Source organism: Candidatus Pelagibacter ubique HTCC1062 (genome assembly GCF_000012345.1).
Taxonomy (GTDB): domain Bacteria; phylum Pseudomonadota; class Alphaproteobacteria; order Pelagibacterales; family Pelagibacteraceae; genus Pelagibacter; species Pelagibacter ubiqueversans.
On record NC_007205.1, the window covers coordinates 955,644 to 975,432 of the forward strand.

Sequence of the window (19,789 nt, forward strand, 5' to 3'; positions counted from 1 at the left end):
GTCATGGCCGATTCTGATTCTAAAAACTTTAATGTAGATCTTGATAATTATAACGGCCCACTTGATGTGTTATTAGATTTGGCAAAAGCTCAAAAAGTTAATCTTGAGAATATTTCTATAACATTACTGGCTGATCAATTTCACAATTATATTACTAATGAAAAAAATCTAAATCTAGAATCTGCATCAGAATACTTGTTGATGGCTACATGGTTAACTTATCTTAAATCAAAACTTTTGTTGCCAGGAAATCCAGAAGAAGAATTTAAAGTTTTAGAAGTTGCTGAAAAATTAAAATTACAATTAAAAAAATTAGAATTGATTAGATTACTTTCTGACCAAATGTTACAAAGAAAAAGACTTGGTAGAGAAATAAGAACTAGAGGAATTAAAGGAAATATACGATCTATATATAGTACTGAATATAAACTAAATCTTTACGAACTTTTAAAATCTTATTCCTCAATTATTATGACCAAAGATTTTCAAAGGATGAATATTCCTAAACTTCCAGTTTTTACCACTGAAGATGGCATCAAAAGAATAAAAGAATTCTTTGGTAAATTAATTGATTGGAGAAATATTAATGAACTAATACCTTCTTCATTTAAAAGTGGCTCAAAATTTAAAACAACCGGTAAAGCAGGAATTTTTGCTGGTTCCTTAGAGCTGGTTAAAGAGGGCAATCTGACTATAAAGCAAGAAAACTTATTTGATGATATTTATATTAAAGAATTAAAATGACAAAAATAAAAAAAGAAACAAATAACAATATAGTTACTTTCCCATCAAAAATGAATGATGGCGAAAGAGAAGTTGAGGCAATAATTTTTGCTGCTGCTGAACCATTAGATATTGACACTATCGAATCTAAAATTTCAAAAAAAATTGATGTTTTAAAATCATTACAGAAATTACAAAAAGAATATTCATTAAGAGGAATTAATCTAGTTTGTATTTCTAATAAATGGTCTTTTAGAACTTCTGAAAATTTATCGAACCTTATGTCTCAAGAAAAAACTGTAGAAAAAAAATTATCAAGAGCTGCAGTTGAAACATTAGCAATAATTGTTTATCACCAACCTGTTACTAGAGCTGAAATAGAAGAAATAAGAGGTGTTGCTTTTGGAACAAACACACTTGAGATTTTAATGGAGCTAAATTGGGTAAAACCACAAGGCCGTAAAGATGTACCCGGTAAACCAATTCAGTATGGAACAACTGATGATTTCTTAAGTCATTTTAGTCTTCAAAAATTGTCTGATTTACCTACAGTTGACGAATTGGGATCTGCCGGTCTTATTGATAGCTCAAATATTGATAATGCAATATTTGGTACTGGTAAATTTTACAAAGAGAAACAAGTTGAAAAAAAAGAGGATATTTATGAAAATATCGATGAGATGTTAGGTGGAACACTAAGTCCAGATGAAGAAAAGTAAAAAGTTACTTTAAAAATAAATTTAAAAGAGGTATAAAATATTATGAGCATTGGAATTTGGCAAATAGCAATCGTAGTTATTCTTGTTGTACTTTTATTTGGTAGAGGCAAGATATCTAGCTTAATGGGTGATGTAGCCAAAGGTATAAAAAGTTTTAAAAAAGGTATGGCTACAGACATTACAGACGAACCTGAGCCTAAAAATGTTTCAGAAAATAATCAAGATAGCAAAGACAAAGAATAGATTAAATGCCCACTATTGGCTGGTTTGAGATTTTAATAGTAGTTGCTGTTGCAATCATTGTTATTGGACCCAAGGACTTCCCCTATATGTTAAAAAAAGTTGGTTCGTGGATTGGAACTACAAAAAGATATATTAGCAATATACAAAATGAGGTAGCTGACCTTGATATCAATTCTAATGAAATACAAAAACCTATAGAAGAAAAAAAAGATAATGACAAAATCTGAAAATGAAGGCGGTTTTGTAAGCCATCTAACTGAACTTAGAAAAAGATTAATTCATTCTTTTATTTTTTTATTCATTTTTTTTATTGGATGTTATTTTTTTTCAGAACATTTATATGGTTTTTTAGTTGAACCTTTCGCTAAAGCAGTAAATGAAAGTGGAACTGATAGAAGGTTAATTTTTACAGCTTTACAGGAAACATTTTTAACATACTTAAAGGTTTCTTTTTTTGCAGCATTCTTTGTTACATGTCCCTATATATTGGTACAAATATGGAAATTTATTGCACCAGGACTCTATAAGCATGAAAAAATTGCAATTGTTCCTTATCTAGTTTTAACGCCTATATTATTTTTTCTAGGAGGCATGCTTGTTTATTATTTAATAATGCCACTAGCTATTAAGTTTTTTCTCTCTTTTGAGAGTACAGGAGCTTCAACAGGATTACCCATTCAATTGGAAGCTAAAGTTAGCGAATATCTTTCTCTGGTTATGAAATTAATTTTTGCATTCGGTATAAGTTTTCAGTTACCAGTTGTCCTTAGCTTATTAGCTAGAGTAGGTATTGTTGATGCTGAATTTCTTAGAAAAAAAAGAAAATATGTCGTTGTAATGATTTTTGCTGCAGCTGCACTATTAACACCACCTGATCCCATAACTCAAATTGGACTAGCAATACCATTATTGATTTTATATGAATTATCTATATTTTCTGTAAACATTATTGATAAGAAAAATAAAAAAAATGCATAATATTAAAAAAATTAGAAATGATGTTGAGGCTTTTAAAAAAGCTTTGAATAAAAGATTTATAGAAATAGATGTGGATAAGATTTTATCGTTGGATGAGAATAATAGAGATTACATCCAACAAAGAGAATTACTTGAAAAAGAAAAAAAAGATATCTCAAAGTCTAAAGATCAATCACTTTTTGAAAAATCAAAAAAGATAACTGTTGAAATAGATAATATTAGTAAATTACAAGCTGGTGTTAAAAATGAATTGGAAACAATTTTGTCATCAATACCAAATATACCTCATCCAGACGTTCCTACAGGTAAAGATGAAAACTCAAATGTAGAAATTTCTAAATCAGGAACAATACCAAATTTTAAATTTAAACCTAAATCACATTATGAATTAGGTGAAAACTTAAACATGCTTGATTTTGATCTAGCAACGAAAACTACTGGTTCAAGATTTGTTTTTGTAAAAGATAAATTGGCCATGCTAGAAAGAGCTTTATCAAATTTTATGCTTGATACACATGTGAATACTAATGGTTATGAAGAAATATCTCCGCCACTAATTGCAACAGATGCCACTATGTATGGTACGGGACAATTACCTAAATTTGATAATGACCAGTTTGAACTTAAATTAGACGACTCTAGTGACAGAAAATTTTTAATTCCAACTGCTGAAGTTATTTTAACCAATATTGTAAAAGACCAAATTATTGATAAAAAAAAACTTCCAATGCGAATGGTTGCCTCAACACCCTGTTTTAGAAAAGAAGCAGGAAGTTATGGTAAAGATACTAAGGGAATGATTAGACAGCACCAATTTTACAAAGTTGAAATGGTGAGTATTGTTGAAATTGATAAGTGCTTACCAGAACTTGATAGAATGACTGATTGTGCAACTAAAATTTTAGATTTACTAAAACTTCCATACCGAAAAATTGTTTTATGTACTGGTGATATGGGTTTTAGTGCTGAAAAAACTTTTGATATTGAGGTGTGGCTTCCATCAGAAGATAAATACAGAGAAATCTCAAGTTGCTCTTCATGTGGATCATTTCAAGCTAGAAGAATGAAAGCCAGATATAAAAACGAAAAAAAAGAAACTGTGCTTGTTGGCACCTTAAACGGCAGTGGTTTAGCAGTTGGTAGAACATTAGTTGCTATATTAGAAAATTATCAACAAGAAGACGGGTCTATTCTAGTGCCAGAAGCTTTAAAGCCTTATATGAATAATATTGAAAAAATCGTTAAGATTTAAAGTTGTTTTAATTAGATAGATGTTGTAAGAATTCATTTTAATTAAGGAGAATTATGGATCAAGGAATAGGCCAATTTATACCACTAATTTTAATTTTTGTTATTTTTTACTTTTTTTTAATAAGACCTCAACAAAAGAAAGTTAAAGAGCATAAAGCCATGGTAGAAAACTTATCAAGAGGAGACAAGGTTGTAACTTCTGCTGGTATTATTGGGACAGTTGAAAGAATTATTGATAATGAAAAAGTTGAAGTGCAAATTGCTGACAACGTTAAAGTAGAAATTATTAAATCTACAGGTATTCAAGGATTACTTAACTCCCCTGAAGTAAAAAAATAACATTTTACTAAAGTGTTATACTTTTCTAAATTAAGAATTACCTTAGTTTCTTTAGTATCAATTTTTTTTATTTTTATTGCTGCATCAAATTTTCAAAACCCTGAAGACAGTTTTATTTCTAAAAAGATAAATCTAGGTTTAGATTTACAAGGCGGATCATATCTTTTACTAGAAATTGATAATGAACCCGTTGAAATTCAAAAATTACAAAATACAACAACTGTTATTAGAAATTTTTTAAAAGATAAGAAAATAACTTTTAATGATCTAAGAATTGAAGATAAAAAAATAATATTCAGTATACCCAATGATAATATTGAGTTGGTTCAATCTTTTTTTCTTGATAAAGAAAGTGATATTAACCCTTATTATTTTCAATATAAATCACATCAGTTTGATGTAAATATTCAAGATAATGAATTTACGCTAACTCTATCAAAATATGGACTTATTGAAATTAAAACATCTTCACAAGATCAAGCTATAGAAATAGTTAGAAGAAGAGTTGATGAAGTTGGTACAAATGAACCCAATATACTGAAAAGAGGTAATAATAGAATTCTAGTTGAGCTTCCAGGACTTGATGATCCCATGCGTATCAAGTCACTTTTAGGAAAAACTGCAAATTTAACATTTAGATTTGTAACTCAAAATAATAATGACACTTTTGGTACTGAAATGCTTCAATTTGAAGATGGAACTAGCGAAGCAATGGTTAGCAAAAGAATAATCTTAAATGGTGAGAATTTATTGGATGCTCAACCACAAATGAATAATCAAACCAACGAAACAGTAGTATCATTTACACTTGATAGAGTGGGGGCAAAAAGATTTGGTAAAGCAACCAGTACAGGAATTGGCAAACAATTAGCAATTGTTCTAGATGGTAAAATTGTTAGTGCTCCAGTAATAAGGGATACTATAGCAAGTGGAAATGGTCAGATCAGTGGAAATTTCACATTTCAATCTGCAACAGACTTGGCATTACTTCTAAGATCAGGAGCGTTACCAGCACCACTTAACATTATTGAAGAAAGAACAGTTGGACCTGACCTTGGTCAAGATTCAATTAATGCAGGAGTTATCGCCCTTATGATTGGTTTCTTATTGGTGATAATTTTTATGTTTGTTAAATATAGAATTTTTGGTCTAATTGCTAACATAACACTATTAATTAACTTATTTTTTTTAGTTGGTATTTTAACTTTATTTGAAGCAACATTAACACTTCCTGGAATAGCAGGTATCATTTTAACGGTTGGTATGGCAGTTGACGCTAACGTGTTAATTTTTGAAAGAATTAAAGAAGAATGCAAGAAAGAAAAAAATAATATTATAGCTTTTGATACAGGTTATGTGAAATCAAAAACTGCAATTATAGACGCAAACATAACCACATTAATTGCAGCAGTAATCTTATTCTTTATGGGCTCTGGACCTGTTAAAGGTTTCTCTGTGACTTTAGCTATAGGAATTTTTACAACACTGTTTTCAGTTTATTTTATTGCAAGAATGCTTACTGGCCTTTATGTCGTAAGAAATAAAGAAAAGACTGAACTAATATAATGATTAATTTTAATAAATTTTATAAACTATTTAATCTAATCTCTTTAAGTTTAGTTGTTGCATCTGTTCTATTATTATTTTTTAAAGGACTTAATTTTGGTGTAGATTTTAAAGGTGGAACTTTAATAGAACTAAGGTCTAACGATAAAAATATTAACGTTACTTCTTTAAGGCAATCTTTTAACAAAATGAAATTAGGAGATTTTAATATTAAAAAATTTGGCAATGAAAATGATTTTTTAATCAAAATAGAAAAAAAAGATACAAGTGCAAATGCTATAGAAGTTATTAAAAAAGATTTAACATCTTCATTGGGGAGTTCTTTTAATTTCAGAAGAGTTGAAAATGTAGGTCCAAAAGTTAGTTCTGAATTATTAAAGTCTGGTATTATTGCAATCGCTCTATCTCTAGCTGCAATGTTATTTTACATATGGATAAGATTTGAATGGCAATTTAGCTTAGGTGCTATTTTAGCCCTATTTCATGATGTCATTATAACACTTGGTCTTTTTTCACTATTTAGTTTGGAAATAAATCTATCAATAGTTGCAGCCGTTTTAACTATAGTTGGTTATTCCATGAATGATACCGTTGTCATTTATGACAGAGTTAGAGAAAATTTAAGAAAGTTTTCTGATATCAAGATTTATGAACTTACAAATATCTCAATCAATGAAACACTTTCTAGAACTATAATTACATCAGTCACGACATTGCTTGCTTTAGTTTCAATTTATTTATTTGGTGGAGAAATATTAAAAGGTTTTTCACTAGCTATGATAATGGGTGTAGTATTTGGAACTTATTCTTCAATTTATATAGCTAATCCTATACTTGTGAAACTTAGAGTGTCCCAAAAAACAATCCTAAAAGAAGAAACGGAATAGATTTAATAAAGATTTTGAGCTGCTACCATTGTAAGTAACATTGGTAACGATAAAAGAGTATTTGTTCTTGAAAACAACATTGCTGTCCTTGCTGATTTTGCTTTAAGATCAGGTTCGCACTCAACAATACCTAGTGCTCTTTTTTGATTTGGCCAAATTATAAACCAAACATTAAAAGCCATGTATAAGCCAAGCCACATTCCAATACCAATAGCTGTACTTTTTCCACCACCACCTAAAGTCATAGCATCATGTAAATAACCATTTAAATAAGCTAAAATTAATCCAGACAATACTGTTAGTAAAGCTGCCCATCTGAAATAAAACAAAGCTGCTGGCGCAATAACTTTACCTATAGCAGGTTTTTGTTCGTCAGGAATTTTAGGCATGTTTGGAATTTGAACAAAGTTAAAATACCAAAGAAGTCCAATCCACATAATAGCGACCGTTACGTGAATAAATCTTGTTAACCAGCTCCAAAAAATTGTATCAAAATCAAAACCACCATTACCATAAAATAATCCTAGAAAAAGGATAATTGCTAAAGCTAATGATGCATGAATTGTCCTTGGAAGAGATGATAATAAATTACCCATAATTAGAATCACTTATACACTAATTTTTTAAATCTTTAACTTCTTTTTAAATTTTTCTTCCAGCATAGGTTTTAAGAATTCCCCAGTATAACTACCTTTTATTTTTATAATATCCTCAGGTTTGCCTTCTGCGATAATATTTCCCCCTTTGACACCACCTTCAGGACCCATATCAACAATATAATCAGCTGTTTTAATTACATCTAAATTATGCTCAATAACAACAACAGTATTTCCTAGAGCCACAAACGTATGTAGTATTTCTAATAATTTTTTAATATCATGCTGATGAAGTCCAGTAGTTGGTTCATCTAAAATATACATAGTTCTTCCTGTAGATCTTTTCGATAGTTCCTTGGCTAACTTAATACGCTGAGCTTCTCCACCAGATAATGTTGTAGCCTGTTGTCCAATCTTTATATAACCAAGCCCAACTTTTTTTAATGTTAATAGTTTGGTTTTTATATTTGAAATATTTTCAAAGTATTCACATCCTTCATCAACAGACATATTTAATACATCGGCTATACTTTTATCCTTAAACTTTATTTCAAGAGTTTCTCTATTATACCTAGTTCCCTTACATTCATCACATTGTATATAAACATCAGGTAAGAAATGCATCTCGTATGTAATTACGCCATCGCCTTCACAAGCTTCACATCTTCCACCTTTAACATTAAATGAAAATCTTCCAGGTTTATACCCTCTTGTTTTTGACTCAGGTAGTGCAGTAAACCAATCTCTGATAGGCCCAAAGGCTCCGGTATAGGTTGCTGGATTTGATCTTGGTGTTCTCCCAATTGGTGATTGATCTATATCAATTATCTTATCTATAAGCTCAACACCCTTATAACCTTTAAATGCTTTTGGAACTTTTCTAGCTTTGTTATTTAAGGTTAAATTTAATGCATGATATAATGTTTGCAATATCAATGTAGATTTACCACTGCCAGAAACTCCAGTAACGCAAGTAAAGCTTCCTGTTGGAATTTTAAGATTAACGTTATTCAAATTATTTCCACTAGCTCCATTAATTTCTACAAATCTACCATTCTTAGCAAGTCTTCTAGTTCTCGGAATTTCTATATATTTTTTATGAGATAGGTATTGACCAGTTATACTATTTTTATTTTTAAGTATCTCGTTATAAGTTCCTTGTGCAATGATCTCACCACCGTTAGTACCAGCTTCTGGTCCTAAATCTATTATGTGGTCAGCATTTTCCATAGTTTCAGTGTCATGCTCAACAACGATTACTGTGTTTCCAAGATCTCTTAGTCTTTTCAATGCATTAATTAGTTTAACATTATCTTTTTGGTGCAAACCTATAGAAGGTTCGTCAAGAACATATAATACTCCTGTCAATCCTGAACCAATTTGCGAAGCAAGCCTAATTCTTTGTGCTTCTCCACCAGAAAGAGTCCCGGACTCTCTTGATAAAGTTAAATACTCAAGTCCAACATTTAAAAGAAACGTTAACCTCTCATTAATTTCTTTTAGAATATGTTCTGCTATTTTAAATTGTCTTTTATCAAGATTTTGTTCCAACCCCTTAAACCAGTTAGCAGCATCTAAAATAGATTTTTTTGTAACATCGCTTATATTTTGATTATCAATTTTAACACATAAAGCTTCCTCTTTTAGTCTATTACCATTACAACCTTCACATGCAGAATCTGATTGATATTCCGCTATAGCTTCTCTCTTCCACTCGCTGTCAGATTCAAGAAATCTTCTTTCAAGATTGTTTATGACACCTTCAAAAGTTTTTTTATGAGAATATTTTTCATATCCATCATCATAGACAAATTTTATTTCTTCTTCGTCTGATCCAAATAAAATCACATCTTTAAATTTTTTGGGTAATTTTTTCCATTTTTCATCTAAAGAAAATCCATAGTGCTTAGCAATAGAGGCTAATGTTTGAGCATAATATAGTGTGGTTGATTTAGCCCACGGTTCTATAGCACCATCAGCTATACTTTTTTTTTCATCAGGAACTACTAAATTTGGATCTACATTTAATTTAATACCAATACCTTCACATTCAGCACAGGCCCCATATGGACTATTAAAAGAAAAAAGTCTTGGTTCAATTTCTTCGATTGTAAAACCACTTTCTGGACATGCAAATTTTGTCGAGTAAATTAATTTTTCAATTTTTCTAAATTTTTGAGGTAAAGTTTCGTCTTCGTACTCAACAAATACAAGACCATTTGATAAATTTACAGCTGTTTCAATACTTTCTGCTAAACGATTTCCTAGATTTGAGTTCAAAACAATTCTGTCAATTAAAACAGATATATCATGCTTAAGTTTTTTATCTAATTCAGGTGCTTTATCTATGTCATAAAGAACCTCATCAATTTTAATTTTTCTAAAGCCTCTTCTTTTATAGCTTAAAATATCTTTTCTATATTCACCTTTACGGCCACGGACCACTGGCGCATATATATAAATTGTAGATTTTTTGGGAAGTTTTTTTATTAAATCAACAATCTGTGTAATTGTTTGTGAAGTTATTGGCTTTCCAGTAAATGGAGAATAGGGCACACCAGCTCTTGCATAGAGCACTCGCATGTAATCATAAATTTCTGTAACTGTAGCAACAGTTGATCTTGGGTTCTTTGATGTATTTTTTTGTTCAATAGCTATTGCTGGACTCAATCCTTCAATAAGGTCAACGTTAGGTTTTTTCATTTTATCTAAAAATTGACGAGCATAAGCAGATAAACTTTCAACATATCTTCTTTGTCCTTCTGCATAGATAGTGTCAAATGCTAATGAAGATTTTCCAGAACCGGAAAGTCCAGTAATAACAACAAATTGATCTTTGGGTATTTCTACAGAAACATTCTTTAAATTATGCTCCTTTGCACCCTTGATAACTATCTTTTTGATCATAATTTTAGTTGCTTTAAATTAATAAAATTAATATTGAGTTTATATTGTGATATAAAACTAAATAAATAAATAAACACTTATAAAATATTATGGCTGGAAGTTTAAATAAAGTATTATTAATTGGGCGTTTAGGCGCAGACCCTGAAATTAAACAAATGGTAAACGGCAAAAGCGTTGCAAGATTGAGTTTAGCAACTAGTCAATCATGGAAAGACAAGACAACAGGTGAAAAAAAAGAAAAGACTGAGTGGCACCGAATAGTTGTATTCAATGATGGGTTAGTAAATGTTGTTCAGCAATATTTAAAAAAAGGAGCTCAAATTTATGTTGAAGGACAAATAGCTACTAGAAAATGGAAAGATGAACAATCTGGACAAGACAAATATTCTACAGAAATTGTAATTCAAGGATATAACTCTTCACTAACAATGTTAGGTGGAGGAAATACTGGTGGTGGAATCCAAAATGATAACACACAAGGACCTGCTAATAATTTTGAAGATAGTCCACAAACTTCAAATGATATGGATGACGAAATTCCATTTTAGTTTCTATGAAAGACACAGAAATACCTAAAGATAAAAATATTAAACTTATCTCCATGCATGATGAGATGAGTTCATCGTATTTGTCATATGCGATGAGTGTAATTGTGAGTAGGGCTCTTCCTGATGTTAGGGACGGACTTAAACCAGTTCATAGAAGAATATTATTTGCCATGTATAAAGGTGGTTACGATTGGTCAAAACAATTTAGAAAATCTGCAAGAATAGTTGGAGATGTTATTGGTAAATATCACCCACATGGAGATCAATCTGTTTATGATGCTCTAGTTAGAATGGTTCAGGATTTTTCTATGAGTTTACCTCTTGTTCAGGGCCAAGGTAACTTTGGATCTATTGATGGAGATCCAGCTGCGGCTATGAGATATACCGAGACTAGATTGGCTAAAGTTTCACAATACTTAATAGACGATATTGAAAAAGATACCATCGAATACAAGAGTAACTACGATGAAACAGAAAAAGAACCATCAGTTTTACCCGCTCAATATCCTAATTTATTGGTTAATGGAGCCGGTGGTATAGCAGTTGGAATGGCAACAAGCATACCTCCACATAATTTAGGTGAAATCATTGATGGAACATTAGCCTTAATTGAGAATAAAGATATTAAGATTAAAGAATTAATGAAACACATTCCAGGTCCTGATTTTCCTACAGGTGGTGTCATCATTGGTAAAGAAATTATTAAAGCAGGATATAATGTTGGTCGTGGATCATTTAAAATTAGAGGTGAAATAAGTGTTGAAGCACAAAAAAATGGTAGAGAAAGACTAGTTATTACATCTGTACCTTATCAAGTAAATAAATCAGTTTTAAATGAAAGAATTGCCCAACTGGTTAGAGAGAAAAAAATTGAAGGAATAAAAGATATTAGGGATGAGTCTAATAGAGAAGGGATTAGAGTAGCAATTGATTTAAGAAATGGTGTTGAGCCAGAAACTATTAAGCGATTACTTTATAAAAATACTTCGATAGAGAGTTCTTTTGGTTTTAATACTTTAGCAATCGTTGATGGCAAACCTAAAATATGTAATTTAAAAGAGTTTTTAACAAATTTTTTAACGTTTCGTGAAGATGTTGTTATTAAGAAAACTAAATTTGACTTAAAAAAAGCAGAGGACAGAGCTCATATTTTGATTGGGTTATCTGTATCTGTTGAGAATTTAGATAAGATTATAAAAATTATACGGTCTTCAAAAACTCCTGATGATGCTAAAAAATCATTATTAAACACTAAGTGGAAAATTAATAAATCTTTAAAGTTAATTTCACTTGTCGAAGATAAGAAGGAGAAAAATTTATACTCATTATCTGACCCACAAGTAATTGCTATTTTAGAACTTAGACTTCAAAAACTTACAGCCCTTGGTATTAATGAAATAGAAGTCGAAATTAAAAAATTAGCTGATTTAATTAAGGGATATAAGAAAATAATTAATTCCAAAAAAGAACTTTTAAACGTGATAAGTGAAGAGCTTAAAACTATTAAAGAAAAATTTGCTGTACCACGAAGAACTAAAATTATAGATGCTATTTTAAACTATGATATTGAAGAAACTATTCAAAAAGAGTCTGTTATAATTACAGTTACACTTCAGGGATATATTAAAAGAGGAGCATTAAGCAGCGTTAAACAACAAAAAAGAGGTGGCAAGGGTAAATCTGGGATCACAACGAGAGATGAAGATTCTGTAGTACAAACTTTATCAGTTAACACACACACTTCTGTTCTTTTCTTTTCGACAGAAGGACTTGTCTACAAAATTAAAGCTTGGAAGATACCTGAGGGATCAACTACATCAAAAGGTAAATCTCTATTTAATATCTTGCCTTTAAAAAATCATCAATCAATCAGTTCAATTATGCCATTCCCTGATGAAGAAAGTGATACGAAAAATCTTCAAATTGTTTTTGCAACTGCAAAGGGCAAGGTTAGAAAAAACAGTCTAGAAGACTTTTCTTCCATTAATTCAGCTGGAAAAATTGCAATAAAATTAGATCCCAATGATAAAATCGTAGGAGTTGAAATTTGTAAAGATGATCAAGATGTAATGCTAAGTACAAAAAATGGTAAATGCATTAGATTTGAATCAAAGAAACTAAGAATATTTAAAGGTAGATCCTCCAAAGGTATAAAGGGTATAGAACTATCTCCTAATGATGAGATTGTTTCTCTTTCAATAACAAATAAAGAAAAAATCAAAAAAGATACTAAATCTGATGGAAGATTTGTTTTATCAATTACAGAAAATGGATACGGCAAAAAAACTTTAAACAATGAATATAGAGTTACCAATAGAGGTGGTAAGGGCATAATTGGAATTGTTAACTCACCTAGAAATGGCAGTATATGTTCGTCATTTCCTGTTATAGAGGGAGATGATGTGATGATTTCAACAAATAAAGGTAGAGTGATTAGAGTTGCCGTTAAAGAAATCAGAACAGCGGGAAGAAATACTCAAGGTGTAAGAATTATCAAATTATCTGGTGATGAAAAAGTTGTTTCAGCAATAAAAATTGATGATAACTTGGAGTAATGAAAAAAGTTGCCGTATATCCTGGAACATTTGACCCAATTACCTTTGGTCATATTGATGTTATAAATAAAGCTTTAAAATTATTTGATAAAGTTATTATTGCTGCTTCTGATGGTGCTAATAAAAATTATCTTTTCAATTCACTTGAAAGAGTACAATTAATTAAAAAAGCCTTATTTGTTGATTTAAAGTTTGATAAAAAGAAGATTGAAGTTATTTCATTTACATCATTAACAACTGATTTATGCAAAAAATATAAATCTAATATTATTTTAAGAGGTTTAAGAGCAGTATCTGATTTCGAATATGAATTTCAACTAGCTGGAATGAATAGAAAATTGAACAATAATATAGAAACAATTTTTTTAATGTCTGATGTTGAAAATCAAATCATTTCATCAAGATTTGTTAAAGAAATAGTTAGACTAAAAGGCGATATCAAAAAATTTACTACAAAAAGTACAATAAAATCTTTAAAAGAAAAATATGAATAAACTTATAACAAAATTTTTAATTTTATTTTTTATACTAACCAACAACACAATCGCAGAGGAGAATATTATGATTTTAAAGCTTAAAGATGGAGACGTTAAAATTGAACTTTTTGAAGATGTGGCACCCAATCATGTCAAAAGAATTAAGCAATTAGCAAAAGATGGTAAATACGATGGTGTTGTATTTCACAGAGTGATTGATGGCTTTATGGCGCAAACGGGTGATGTTCAGTTTGGTAACTCTTCTAATGATCAATTTGATTTAAGAAGAGCTGGAATGGGTGGCTCTGATTTACCTGATCTTAAAGAGGAATTTAGTGATTTACCTCATGAAAGAGGAACGCTATCTATGGCTAGATCACAAGATCCAAATAGTGCAAACAGCCAATTTTTTATATGTTTTAAAGAAGCGTCTTTTTTAGATAGACAATATACGGTATTTGGTAAAGTTATTGAAGGTATGGATCTTGTTGATAAAATCAAAAGAGGAGATCAAAACAATAACGGTTCTGTTTCTAACCCAGATAAAATCATTAGCTTTAAATAATTTTAGTTTACAAATTTCATGGCGTTAAAGAATTTCAAATTTAATGTCATAGAAAGCAATAAATTTGCTAGAGTTGGAGTAATCGAAACTCATAGAGGCAATATTCAAACACCTGCTTTTATGCCTGTTGGAACACAGGCAACTGTAAAAGCTTGTCTTATTGACGATGTTATTAAAACAGGATCTGAAATAATTTTATCAAATACCTATCACTTAATGATCAGACCAGGTGTTGATAGAATTATTTCTGCTGGTGGTCTACATAAATTTATGAATTGCAAACTTCCCATACTTACAGATTCTGGTGGGTTTCAAGTTATGTCTCTTTCTAAATTAAACAAAGTAGACAGAGAAAAGGGTGCAATATTTAACTCTCATGTAGATGGTAAAAAATTTATATTAAGTCCAGAAGAAAGCATAAGAGTTCAAAAGGGTTTAGACTCTGATATTGTTATGATTATGGATGAGTGTCCTAAGAAAACTACTGACTATAAAGTAATTAATAAATCCATGGAACTATCCATATATTGGGCCGAAAGATCTAAAATAGCTTTTGGATTAAATCCACATAAAGCTTTATTTGGAATAATCCAGGGTGGTCTATTCAAAGATCTAAGAACAAAATCTCTTAATAACTTAATTAAAATTGGCTTCGATGGATATGCTATTGGTGGACTTGCTGTAGGAGAAAGTCAAAATGAAATGTTTAGTGTTTTAGATGATTTAAAAAATATTATGCCTGATGATAAACCAAGATATTTAATGGGTGTGGGGACGCCAGCCGATATTCTTGGAGCTGTTAAGAGAGGTGTTGATATGTTTGACTGTGTAATGCCTACGAGATCTGGAAGAACTGGTTTAGCTTTTACTTGGAATGGTCGTGTGAATATCAAAAATAATAAATATAAAAATGATAATGAACCTCTTGATCCAAATTGTTCAAATTTAAATCTTAACAAGTATTCAAAAAACTATATAAATCATCTCTTCAATACAAACGAAATCTTAGGTTCTACACTTTTAACCTTACATAACATCAACTTTTATCAAGAATTAATGTCTTCTATTAGAGAAAATATTAAAAAAGGTACATTTGATAAATTTCATGATGAATACATTGATAAGTTGTAATTTAAATATTTGCAATTTCCGATGTTATGGAATAAATAATTGTTTTTTGGTAATAAAAATTATTTAAGTTTGATATTTTTTTATTGTTTAAATTTTTAAGTGTAAAGAAATTTAAAAATTTTAAAGAAGACTTCACCAAAAGTTTTTTTTTAAAATTAAATAAAAAAAAACATTAATCTCAACTTTAATAATTTATATGTGGGCCCTTAGCTCAGTTGGTAGAGCAATTCCCTTTTAAGGAATGGGTCGATGGTTCGAGTCCATCAGGGCTCACCACTAAAATAATCTTTTAAATGTTAGCTAATTGTAATCGGTGAATAGTCTAATATGACACTATTTTCCCATTCTGATAAATCTTTTATTCTTTTTGAGGATGATGGGTGGGTGCTCATAAATTGAGGTGGTTCTTTGCCTTTATTTTCTGCCTTCATCCTTTCCCATAACTTTTTAGTTTCCCTTATATCAAAGCCAGATAAAGATGCAAAAATCATTCCCAGGTAATCAGCTTCACTTTCTTGAGTCCTTGAGAAAGGATTCATTATTCCTATTTGTGATAATAAACCTACGGTGTTCATGCCTGTAGCTTGATTGATTTGCCCTAACTTTCCACCTGAAAAAATATCGATCAAAGAAGTTCCAGTTTGTAAAAGTGCACTTCTACTGGCTCTTTCAACCGAATGTTTAGCAACAGCATGTGCAATCTCATGACCCATAACTGAGGCAAGACCGTTTGTATTTTTTGTTACATCAAGTATTCCTGTATACACAGCTATTTTACCACCTGGCATGCACCAAGCATTTTTTACTTTTTTATTATCTATTAAAATATACTCCCAATCAAAATTAACAGTTGGATCATTTTGACCTGCTCTATAAAAATACTCAGATATAGCGTCTTCCATTCTTTTTCCAATATCTTTAATTTCATTGAGTGTTTTAGTGTCATCACTCATTTTTTCTTTTTCTTTAACTTTTTCAAAAATTTGAGCTGCCTGAGCATTTAATTTTGATTCAGGTATAATTTTCAATTGTCTTCTGTCTGTTATTGGGGCCGTAGAACAAGCACCGAGCATTAAGCCCGAACATCCGCATCCAATATAATTTAAAAATTTTCTTCTATTCATTTTATTAAAATTTTGATAATCATATAAATATATACTTTTATGAATTTAAACAATAAAATCTTGGTTGTGCTTTTTGTTATAGCTGTATCTTTTGTAATTTATTCTAGCTATCATTAAATTTTTATGTCTATTAAGAAGAAAAAATCATTTGCTTTAAGATTAAGAAACTATTTTTTTACAGGTGTAATTGTTTTAATTCCAATTGGTTTTACCCTTTATTTAAGCAAATTTTTAATTAATTTTTCTACTAAATTAGTACCATCAGGTCTAAATCCTAATACTTATCTTCCTTATGCGATACCTGGTATTGAAATAATTTTAACAATTATTTTTATTACAGTTGTTGGTGGTCTTTCTTTAACTTTTATCGGTAAAAAATTTTTACAAATAATTGATGATTTGTTTAAAAGAATGCCAATATTAAGAACAATCTATTCTGCCATTGGACAAATGACAGATTCCTTTCGGGCGCAAGAAGGCAATAAAAAAAGTGTTGTACTAGTTGAGTATCCAAGAAAAGGATCTTGGGCCGTAGGTTTTGCTACGAAAGAAAATACAGGTGAAATTAAAGCAAAAATAAATATTAACTTAGTTAATGTTTTTGTTCCAACAACTCCTAACCCAACAAGTGGTTTTTTATTAATGATACCAAAAGATGATTTGATCTATTTAGATATGACATTTGAAGAAGCATCAAAATTTATAGTCTCGGCTGGAACTTCTAAGCCTAAAAGCTAAACCATATCATTAATTATATCTGCTTGATCGTATAACTTGAGTAAAGCTTTATATTTTTTGATATCAGTATTTTCTAATTCTATCTTTTTAATTTGTTTCTCTGCCATTAAAAATAAATCTTCATTTTGAATGGGGTCTGCTAACCTAAAATTTTTAATTCCACTTTGTTTAAAACCAAGTAAATCACCAAAACCTCTTAACTTCATATCTTCTTCTGAAATTTCAAAACCATCATTAGAGTTTTTTAAAATATTAATTCTTTTTTTAGCATTCACACTTAAATTCGACTTAAACATCAATATACAGCTTGCCTGTTTTGTTCCACGTCCAACTCTTCCTCTTAACTGATGTAGCTGAGATAATCCAAATTTGTTAGCATTTTCTATTATGATTACATTAGCATTAGGAAAGTCAATACCAACTTCTATAATTGTTGTCGAAACTAAAATTGAATATTTTTTATTAAGAAATTTATTTAATATTTCTTCCTTCTCTTCATTTGCAATTTTTCCATGTAGTAGCGCAACTTTATTTGGAAAAATTTCATTAAGAAATTTATATTTCGTAACTGATGATTGGTGATCTAATTTTTTTGATTCTTCTATCAAAGGACACACCCAGAAGATTTGGTTTCCTTCTTTTATTTCTTTTTTTACAAAGTTGATAACATCATCTATTTTACTTTCTAATTTGCTATAAGTTTTAACTTCTTTTCTATTACTTGGTTTTTCTTTAATAATAGAAACATCCATATCACCATAAACTGACATAGTTAGAGTTCTCGGAATTGGTGTCGCTGACATTAAAAGAACATCACAATTATCACCCCCTTTATCTGATAAAAGTTTTCTTTGTCTAACACCGAATTTGTGCTGTTCATCAATTATAATATAACCAAGGTTTGCAAAAATAATTTTTTTTTGAAAAATTGCATGTGTGCCAAATACCATTTGAATTTCATTGTTTTCCAGGTTTTTTATAATTCTCTTTTTTTCACTATTTTCACTCTTACTAGAAAGTAATTCAATTTTGATATCTTTAGGAAATAGTTTTTTTGCTAAAGTATAATGCTGTCTTGCCAATATTTCAGTAGGAGCCATTAATGCAACTTGGAACCCTGAATTAATGACATTCAACGAAGAAATCAATGCAACAATAGTTTTACCACTCCCAACGTCACCTTGCAAAAGTCTAAACATTTTACTTTTAGAATTTAGATCCTTATTAATATCACCCAATGAAATTTTTTGATCATTGGTAAGTGTAAAGTTTAATTTATTAACTATATTTTTATGAGCTTTTTCGCTGAAGTTTTTAGAAATTTTTTTAATTTTCTTAATTTTTTTTCGAATTTCCGAATTAACTAAAAAAGATGCTAATATTTCATCATAAGCAAGTCTTTTATAAAAATCAGATTTATAATTTTCAATATTTTTTGGATCATGTAATTTTATTATAGATTCATTCCAACTTTCATTATTAAAAATTTTTAGAATATCTTTATCGTGCCACTCTGGTAAAATAGGTAAGTTTTTTAAAATTTGATTAATAATTTTATTATAGGTTTTTTCAGTAATACCTTCTGTTAATGAGTATTTATTATCAATATTTTCAATTAATGAACTGTCTTGTGAAATATATGTGGGATTCGTTATTTGATATCGGCCTTTATAATTGCCTATCTTCCCACTAATTGTCACTTCTTCATTTAGTGGTAAAATTTTTCTTACATATCCTTCATGACTATTAAAGAATATACAATCAATCTTTCCAGTTTCATCAATACAATTAACTCTATTGGGTAAGTTTCTAACTCTTGGAAATTGATATTTTAATGGAACAATTCTGATAGTTTGGATTACTCCTATTTGAAGATCGCAAATTTTACTAACAAGTGTTCTATCTGTATAAGATTTAGGCAGTCTCCACAGCAAGTCAAAAATATTATTTACTTTTTTTTTCTTCAAAATTTCCATGGTTTTTTTACCCACACCATTTAATTTGGTTAGATCAGCTAATAAATAATCATAATTATTCTTATTTTTCATATTAGTTGTAATATATTAAATATTATGACCATTAATATAAAGGATTTAAAAAATAAAATAACTTATAGAGCTAACTATAGAGGCACCAAAGAAATGGATAAATTGTTAGGTTCATTTACTAAAAAATATATTGATCAGTTTAATGAACAAGAGCTAACCCTTTTGTGTGATTTGTTAGACTTAGATGATGATAATCTTTATAAATTTAATCAAGGTCAAAATCCAACGATTCAAATTGAATTAAACAAAGTTACAGAGATGTTTCAAAACTATAATTATGCAAGTGAATAGTGGCGGAGAGACTGAGATTCGAACTCAGGAAAGAGTTGCCCCTTTGCCGGTTTTCAAGACCGGTGCATTCAACCGCTCTGCCATCTCTCCGTTAGCAACGTTTT

General features: G+C 29.7%; 20 protein-coding genes and 2 tRNA genes. 17 read left to right on the forward strand and 5 right to left on the reverse strand.

Annotated features, from left to right (window positions below; genetic code table 11):
• Positions 1 to 3: 3 nt before the first annotated feature.
• From SAR11_RS04865 to secF, 9 genes are read left to right on the forward strand one after another with little or no spacing between them, the layout of a single operon-like run.
• Positions 4 to 744: a segregation and condensation protein A gene (locus SAR11_RS04865; protein ID WP_011282076.1), complete on the forward strand. Its 741-nt coding sequence runs from the start codon at positions 4 to 6 to the stop codon at positions 742 to 744.
• Positions 741 to 1,442, forward strand: a complete 702-nt coding sequence (gene scpB / locus SAR11_RS04870) for an SMC-Scp complex subunit ScpB (RefSeq protein WP_011282077.1) — start codon at positions 741 to 743, stop codon at positions 1,440 to 1,442. Before SAR11_RS04865 ends, scpB begins: the two co-directional genes overlap by 4 nt.
• 42 nt (positions 1,443 to 1,484) lie before the next feature.
• Positions 1,485 to 1,685: a twin-arginine translocase TatA/TatE family subunit gene (tatA, locus tag SAR11_RS04875; protein WP_006996943.1), complete on the forward strand. Its 201-nt coding sequence runs from the start codon at positions 1,485 to 1,487 to the stop codon at positions 1,683 to 1,685.
• 5 nt (positions 1,686 to 1,690) lie between these two features.
• Positions 1,691 to 1,912: a Sec-independent protein translocase protein TatB gene (tatB, locus tag SAR11_RS04880; RefSeq protein WP_006996942.1), complete on the forward strand. Its 222-nt coding sequence runs from the start codon at positions 1,691 to 1,693 to the stop codon at positions 1,910 to 1,912.
• Positions 1,899 to 2,663 (forward strand): twin-arginine translocase subunit TatC, encoded by a 765-nt coding sequence (gene tatC / locus SAR11_RS04885; protein WP_006996941.1) that lies wholly within the window; start codon positions 1,899 to 1,901, stop codon positions 2,661 to 2,663. The genes tatB and tatC overlap by 14 nt, the downstream gene beginning before the upstream one ends.
• Entirely contained in the window at positions 2,656 to 3,915 is a 1,260-nt protein-coding gene (serS, locus tag SAR11_RS04890; RefSeq protein ID WP_011282078.1) for a serine--tRNA ligase, read from the forward strand. The genes tatC and serS overlap by 8 nt, the downstream gene beginning before the upstream one ends.
• 50 nt (positions 3,916 to 3,965) lie before the next feature.
• On the forward strand, positions 3,966 to 4,253 hold the full coding sequence (yajC, locus tag SAR11_RS04895) for a preprotein translocase subunit YajC (RefSeq protein WP_420887231.1): 288 nt from the start codon (positions 3,966 to 3,968) through the stop codon (positions 4,251 to 4,253).
• A gap of 12 nt (positions 4,254 to 4,265) precedes the next feature.
• Positions 4,266 to 5,819: a protein translocase subunit SecD gene (gene secD, locus SAR11_RS04900; RefSeq protein WP_011282079.1), complete on the forward strand. Its 1,554-nt coding sequence runs from the start codon at positions 4,266 to 4,268 to the stop codon at positions 5,817 to 5,819.
• Entirely contained in the window at positions 5,819 to 6,706 is an 888-nt protein-coding gene (gene secF, locus SAR11_RS04905; RefSeq protein WP_011282080.1) for a protein translocase subunit SecF, read from the forward strand. Before secD ends, secF begins: the two co-directional genes overlap by 1 nt.
• A gap of 2 nt (positions 6,707 to 6,708) precedes the next feature.
• Here secF and SAR11_RS04910 read toward each other — a convergent pair whose 3' ends face one another.
• Together SAR11_RS04910 and uvrA are read right to left on the reverse strand one after the other, a co-directional pair.
• Positions 6,709 to 7,302, reverse strand: a complete 594-nt coding sequence (locus tag SAR11_RS04910; protein ID WP_011282081.1) for a urate hydroxylase PuuD — start codon at positions 7,300 to 7,302, stop codon at positions 6,709 to 6,711.
• Between the two features lie 27 nt (positions 7,303 to 7,329).
• On the reverse strand, positions 7,330 to 10,209 hold the full coding sequence (gene uvrA, locus SAR11_RS04915) for an excinuclease ABC subunit UvrA (RefSeq protein WP_011282082.1): 2,880 nt from the start codon (positions 10,207 to 10,209) through the stop codon (positions 7,330 to 7,332).
• A gap of 89 nt (positions 10,210 to 10,298) precedes the next feature.
• On the opposite strand from uvrA, the gene ssb reads away from it, so the two are divergent.
• The 6 genes from ssb (at position 10,299) to SAR11_RS04945 (ending at position 15,760) form a co-directional block, all read left to right on the forward strand.
• Positions 10,299 to 10,757 (forward strand): single-stranded DNA-binding protein, encoded by a 459-nt coding sequence (gene ssb / locus SAR11_RS04920; protein WP_011282083.1) that lies wholly within the window; start codon positions 10,299 to 10,301, stop codon positions 10,755 to 10,757.
• A gap of 5 nt (positions 10,758 to 10,762) precedes the next feature.
• Complete coding sequence (gyrA, locus tag SAR11_RS04925) at positions 10,763 to 13,312, forward strand: DNA gyrase subunit A (protein WP_011282084.1); 2,550 nt, start codon at positions 10,763 to 10,765, stop codon at positions 13,310 to 13,312.
• Positions 13,312 to 13,806, forward strand: a complete 495-nt coding sequence (gene coaD, locus SAR11_RS04930) for a pantetheine-phosphate adenylyltransferase (RefSeq protein ID WP_011282085.1) — start codon at positions 13,312 to 13,314, stop codon at positions 13,804 to 13,806. Before gyrA ends, coaD begins: the two co-directional genes overlap by 1 nt.
• Positions 13,799 to 14,353, forward strand: coding sequence for a peptidylprolyl isomerase (locus tag SAR11_RS04935; protein WP_011282086.1), 555 nt, complete (start codon positions 13,799 to 13,801; stop codon positions 14,351 to 14,353). The genes coaD and SAR11_RS04935 overlap by 8 nt, the downstream gene beginning before the upstream one ends.
• Before the next feature lie 18 nt (positions 14,354 to 14,371).
• A complete protein-coding gene (tgt, locus tag SAR11_RS04940; protein ID WP_011282087.1) occupies positions 14,372 to 15,484 on the forward strand; it encodes a tRNA guanosine(34) transglycosylase Tgt in 1,113 nt (370 codons plus the stop codon).
• 200 nt (positions 15,485 to 15,684) lie between these two features.
• Positions 15,685 to 15,760, forward strand: a tRNA-Lys gene (locus tag SAR11_RS04945).
• 20 nt (positions 15,761 to 15,780) lie between these two features.
• On the opposite strand, the gene SAR11_RS04950 is transcribed toward SAR11_RS04945, so the two are convergent.
• Positions 15,781 to 16,608 carry a M48 family metallopeptidase gene (locus SAR11_RS04950; RefSeq protein ID WP_027306947.1) on the reverse strand — a complete coding sequence of 276 codons (828 nt, stop codon included), beginning with the start codon at positions 16,606 to 16,608 and terminating at the stop codon, positions 15,781 to 15,783.
• Positions 16,609 to 16,731: 123 nt separating this feature from the next.
• Here SAR11_RS04950 and SAR11_RS04955 point away from each other — a divergent pair, with 123 nt between their 5' ends.
• A complete protein-coding gene (locus tag SAR11_RS04955; protein WP_011282090.1) occupies positions 16,732 to 17,346 on the forward strand; it encodes a DUF502 domain-containing protein in 615 nt (204 codons plus the stop codon).
• On the opposite strand, the gene SAR11_RS04960 is transcribed toward SAR11_RS04955, so the two are convergent.
• The gene (locus tag SAR11_RS04960) at positions 17,343 to 19,394 is read right to left on the reverse strand and encodes an ATP-dependent DNA helicase RecG (protein ID WP_011282091.1); all 2,052 of its coding nucleotides are present in this window, start codon (positions 19,392 to 19,394) and stop codon (positions 17,343 to 17,345) included. The genes SAR11_RS04955 and SAR11_RS04960 overlap by 4 nt on opposite strands.
• 24 nt (positions 19,395 to 19,418) lie before the next feature.
• Here SAR11_RS04960 and SAR11_RS04965 point away from each other — a divergent pair, with 24 nt between their 5' ends.
• The gene (locus SAR11_RS04965; RefSeq protein ID WP_011282092.1) at positions 19,419 to 19,685 is read left to right on the forward strand and encodes a succinate dehydrogenase assembly factor 2; all 267 of its coding nucleotides are present in this window, start codon (positions 19,419 to 19,421) and stop codon (positions 19,683 to 19,685) included.
• Here SAR11_RS04965 and SAR11_RS04970 read toward each other — a convergent pair.
• Positions 19,686 to 19,775: transfer RNA gene (locus tag SAR11_RS04970), tRNA-Ser, on the reverse strand.
• Positions 19,776 to 19,789 lie beyond the last annotated feature (14 nt).

Bases quoted from the DNA above. Each gene is read 5' to 3' on its own strand.
- SAR11_RS04865 (WP_011282076.1), top strand. From the start codon at position 4: ATGGCCGATTCTGATTCTAAAAACTTTAATGTAGATCTTGATAATTAT.
- scpB (WP_011282077.1), top strand. From the start codon at position 741: ATGACAAAAATAAAAAAAGAAACAAATAACAATATAGTTACTTTCCCA.
- tatA (WP_006996943.1), top strand. From the start codon at position 1,485: ATGAGCATTGGAATTTGGCAAATAGCAATCGTAGTTATTCTTGTTGTA.
- tatB (WP_006996942.1), top strand. From the start codon at position 1,691: ATGCCCACTATTGGCTGGTTTGAGATTTTAATAGTAGTTGCTGTTGCA.
- tatC (WP_006996941.1), top strand. From the start codon at position 1,899: ATGACAAAATCTGAAAATGAAGGCGGTTTTGTAAGCCATCTAACTGAA.
- serS (WP_011282078.1), top strand. From the start codon at position 2,656: ATGCATAATATTAAAAAAATTAGAAATGATGTTGAGGCTTTTAAAAAA.
- secF (WP_011282080.1), top strand. From the start codon at position 5,819: ATGATTAATTTTAATAAATTTTATAAACTATTTAATCTAATCTCTTTA.
- SAR11_RS04910 (WP_011282081.1), bottom strand. From the start codon at position 7,302: ATGGGTAATTTATTATCATCTCTTCCAAGGACAATTCATGCATCATTA.
- uvrA (WP_011282082.1), bottom strand. From the start codon at position 10,209: ATGATCAAAAAGATAGTTATCAAGGGTGCAAAGGAGCATAATTTAAAG.
- ssb (WP_011282083.1), top strand. From the start codon at position 10,299: ATGGCTGGAAGTTTAAATAAAGTATTATTAATTGGGCGTTTAGGCGCA.
- gyrA (WP_011282084.1), top strand. From the start codon at position 10,763: ATGAAAGACACAGAAATACCTAAAGATAAAAATATTAAACTTATCTCC.
- coaD (WP_011282085.1), top strand. From the start codon at position 13,312: ATGAAAAAAGTTGCCGTATATCCTGGAACATTTGACCCAATTACCTTT.
- SAR11_RS04935 (WP_011282086.1), top strand. From the start codon at position 13,799: ATGAATAAACTTATAACAAAATTTTTAATTTTATTTTTTATACTAACC.
- tgt (WP_011282087.1), top strand. From the start codon at position 14,372: ATGGCGTTAAAGAATTTCAAATTTAATGTCATAGAAAGCAATAAATTT.
- SAR11_RS04950 (WP_027306947.1), bottom strand. From the start codon at position 16,608: ATGAATAGAAGAAAATTTTTAAATTATATTGGATGCGGATGTTCGGGC.
- SAR11_RS04955 (WP_011282090.1), top strand. From the start codon at position 16,732: ATGTCTATTAAGAAGAAAAAATCATTTGCTTTAAGATTAAGAAACTAT.
- SAR11_RS04960 (WP_011282091.1), bottom strand. From the start codon at position 19,394: ATGAAAAATAAGAATAATTATGATTATTTATTAGCTGATCTAACCAAA.
- SAR11_RS04965 (WP_011282092.1), top strand. From the start codon at position 19,419: ATGACCATTAATATAAAGGATTTAAAAAATAAAATAACTTATAGAGCT.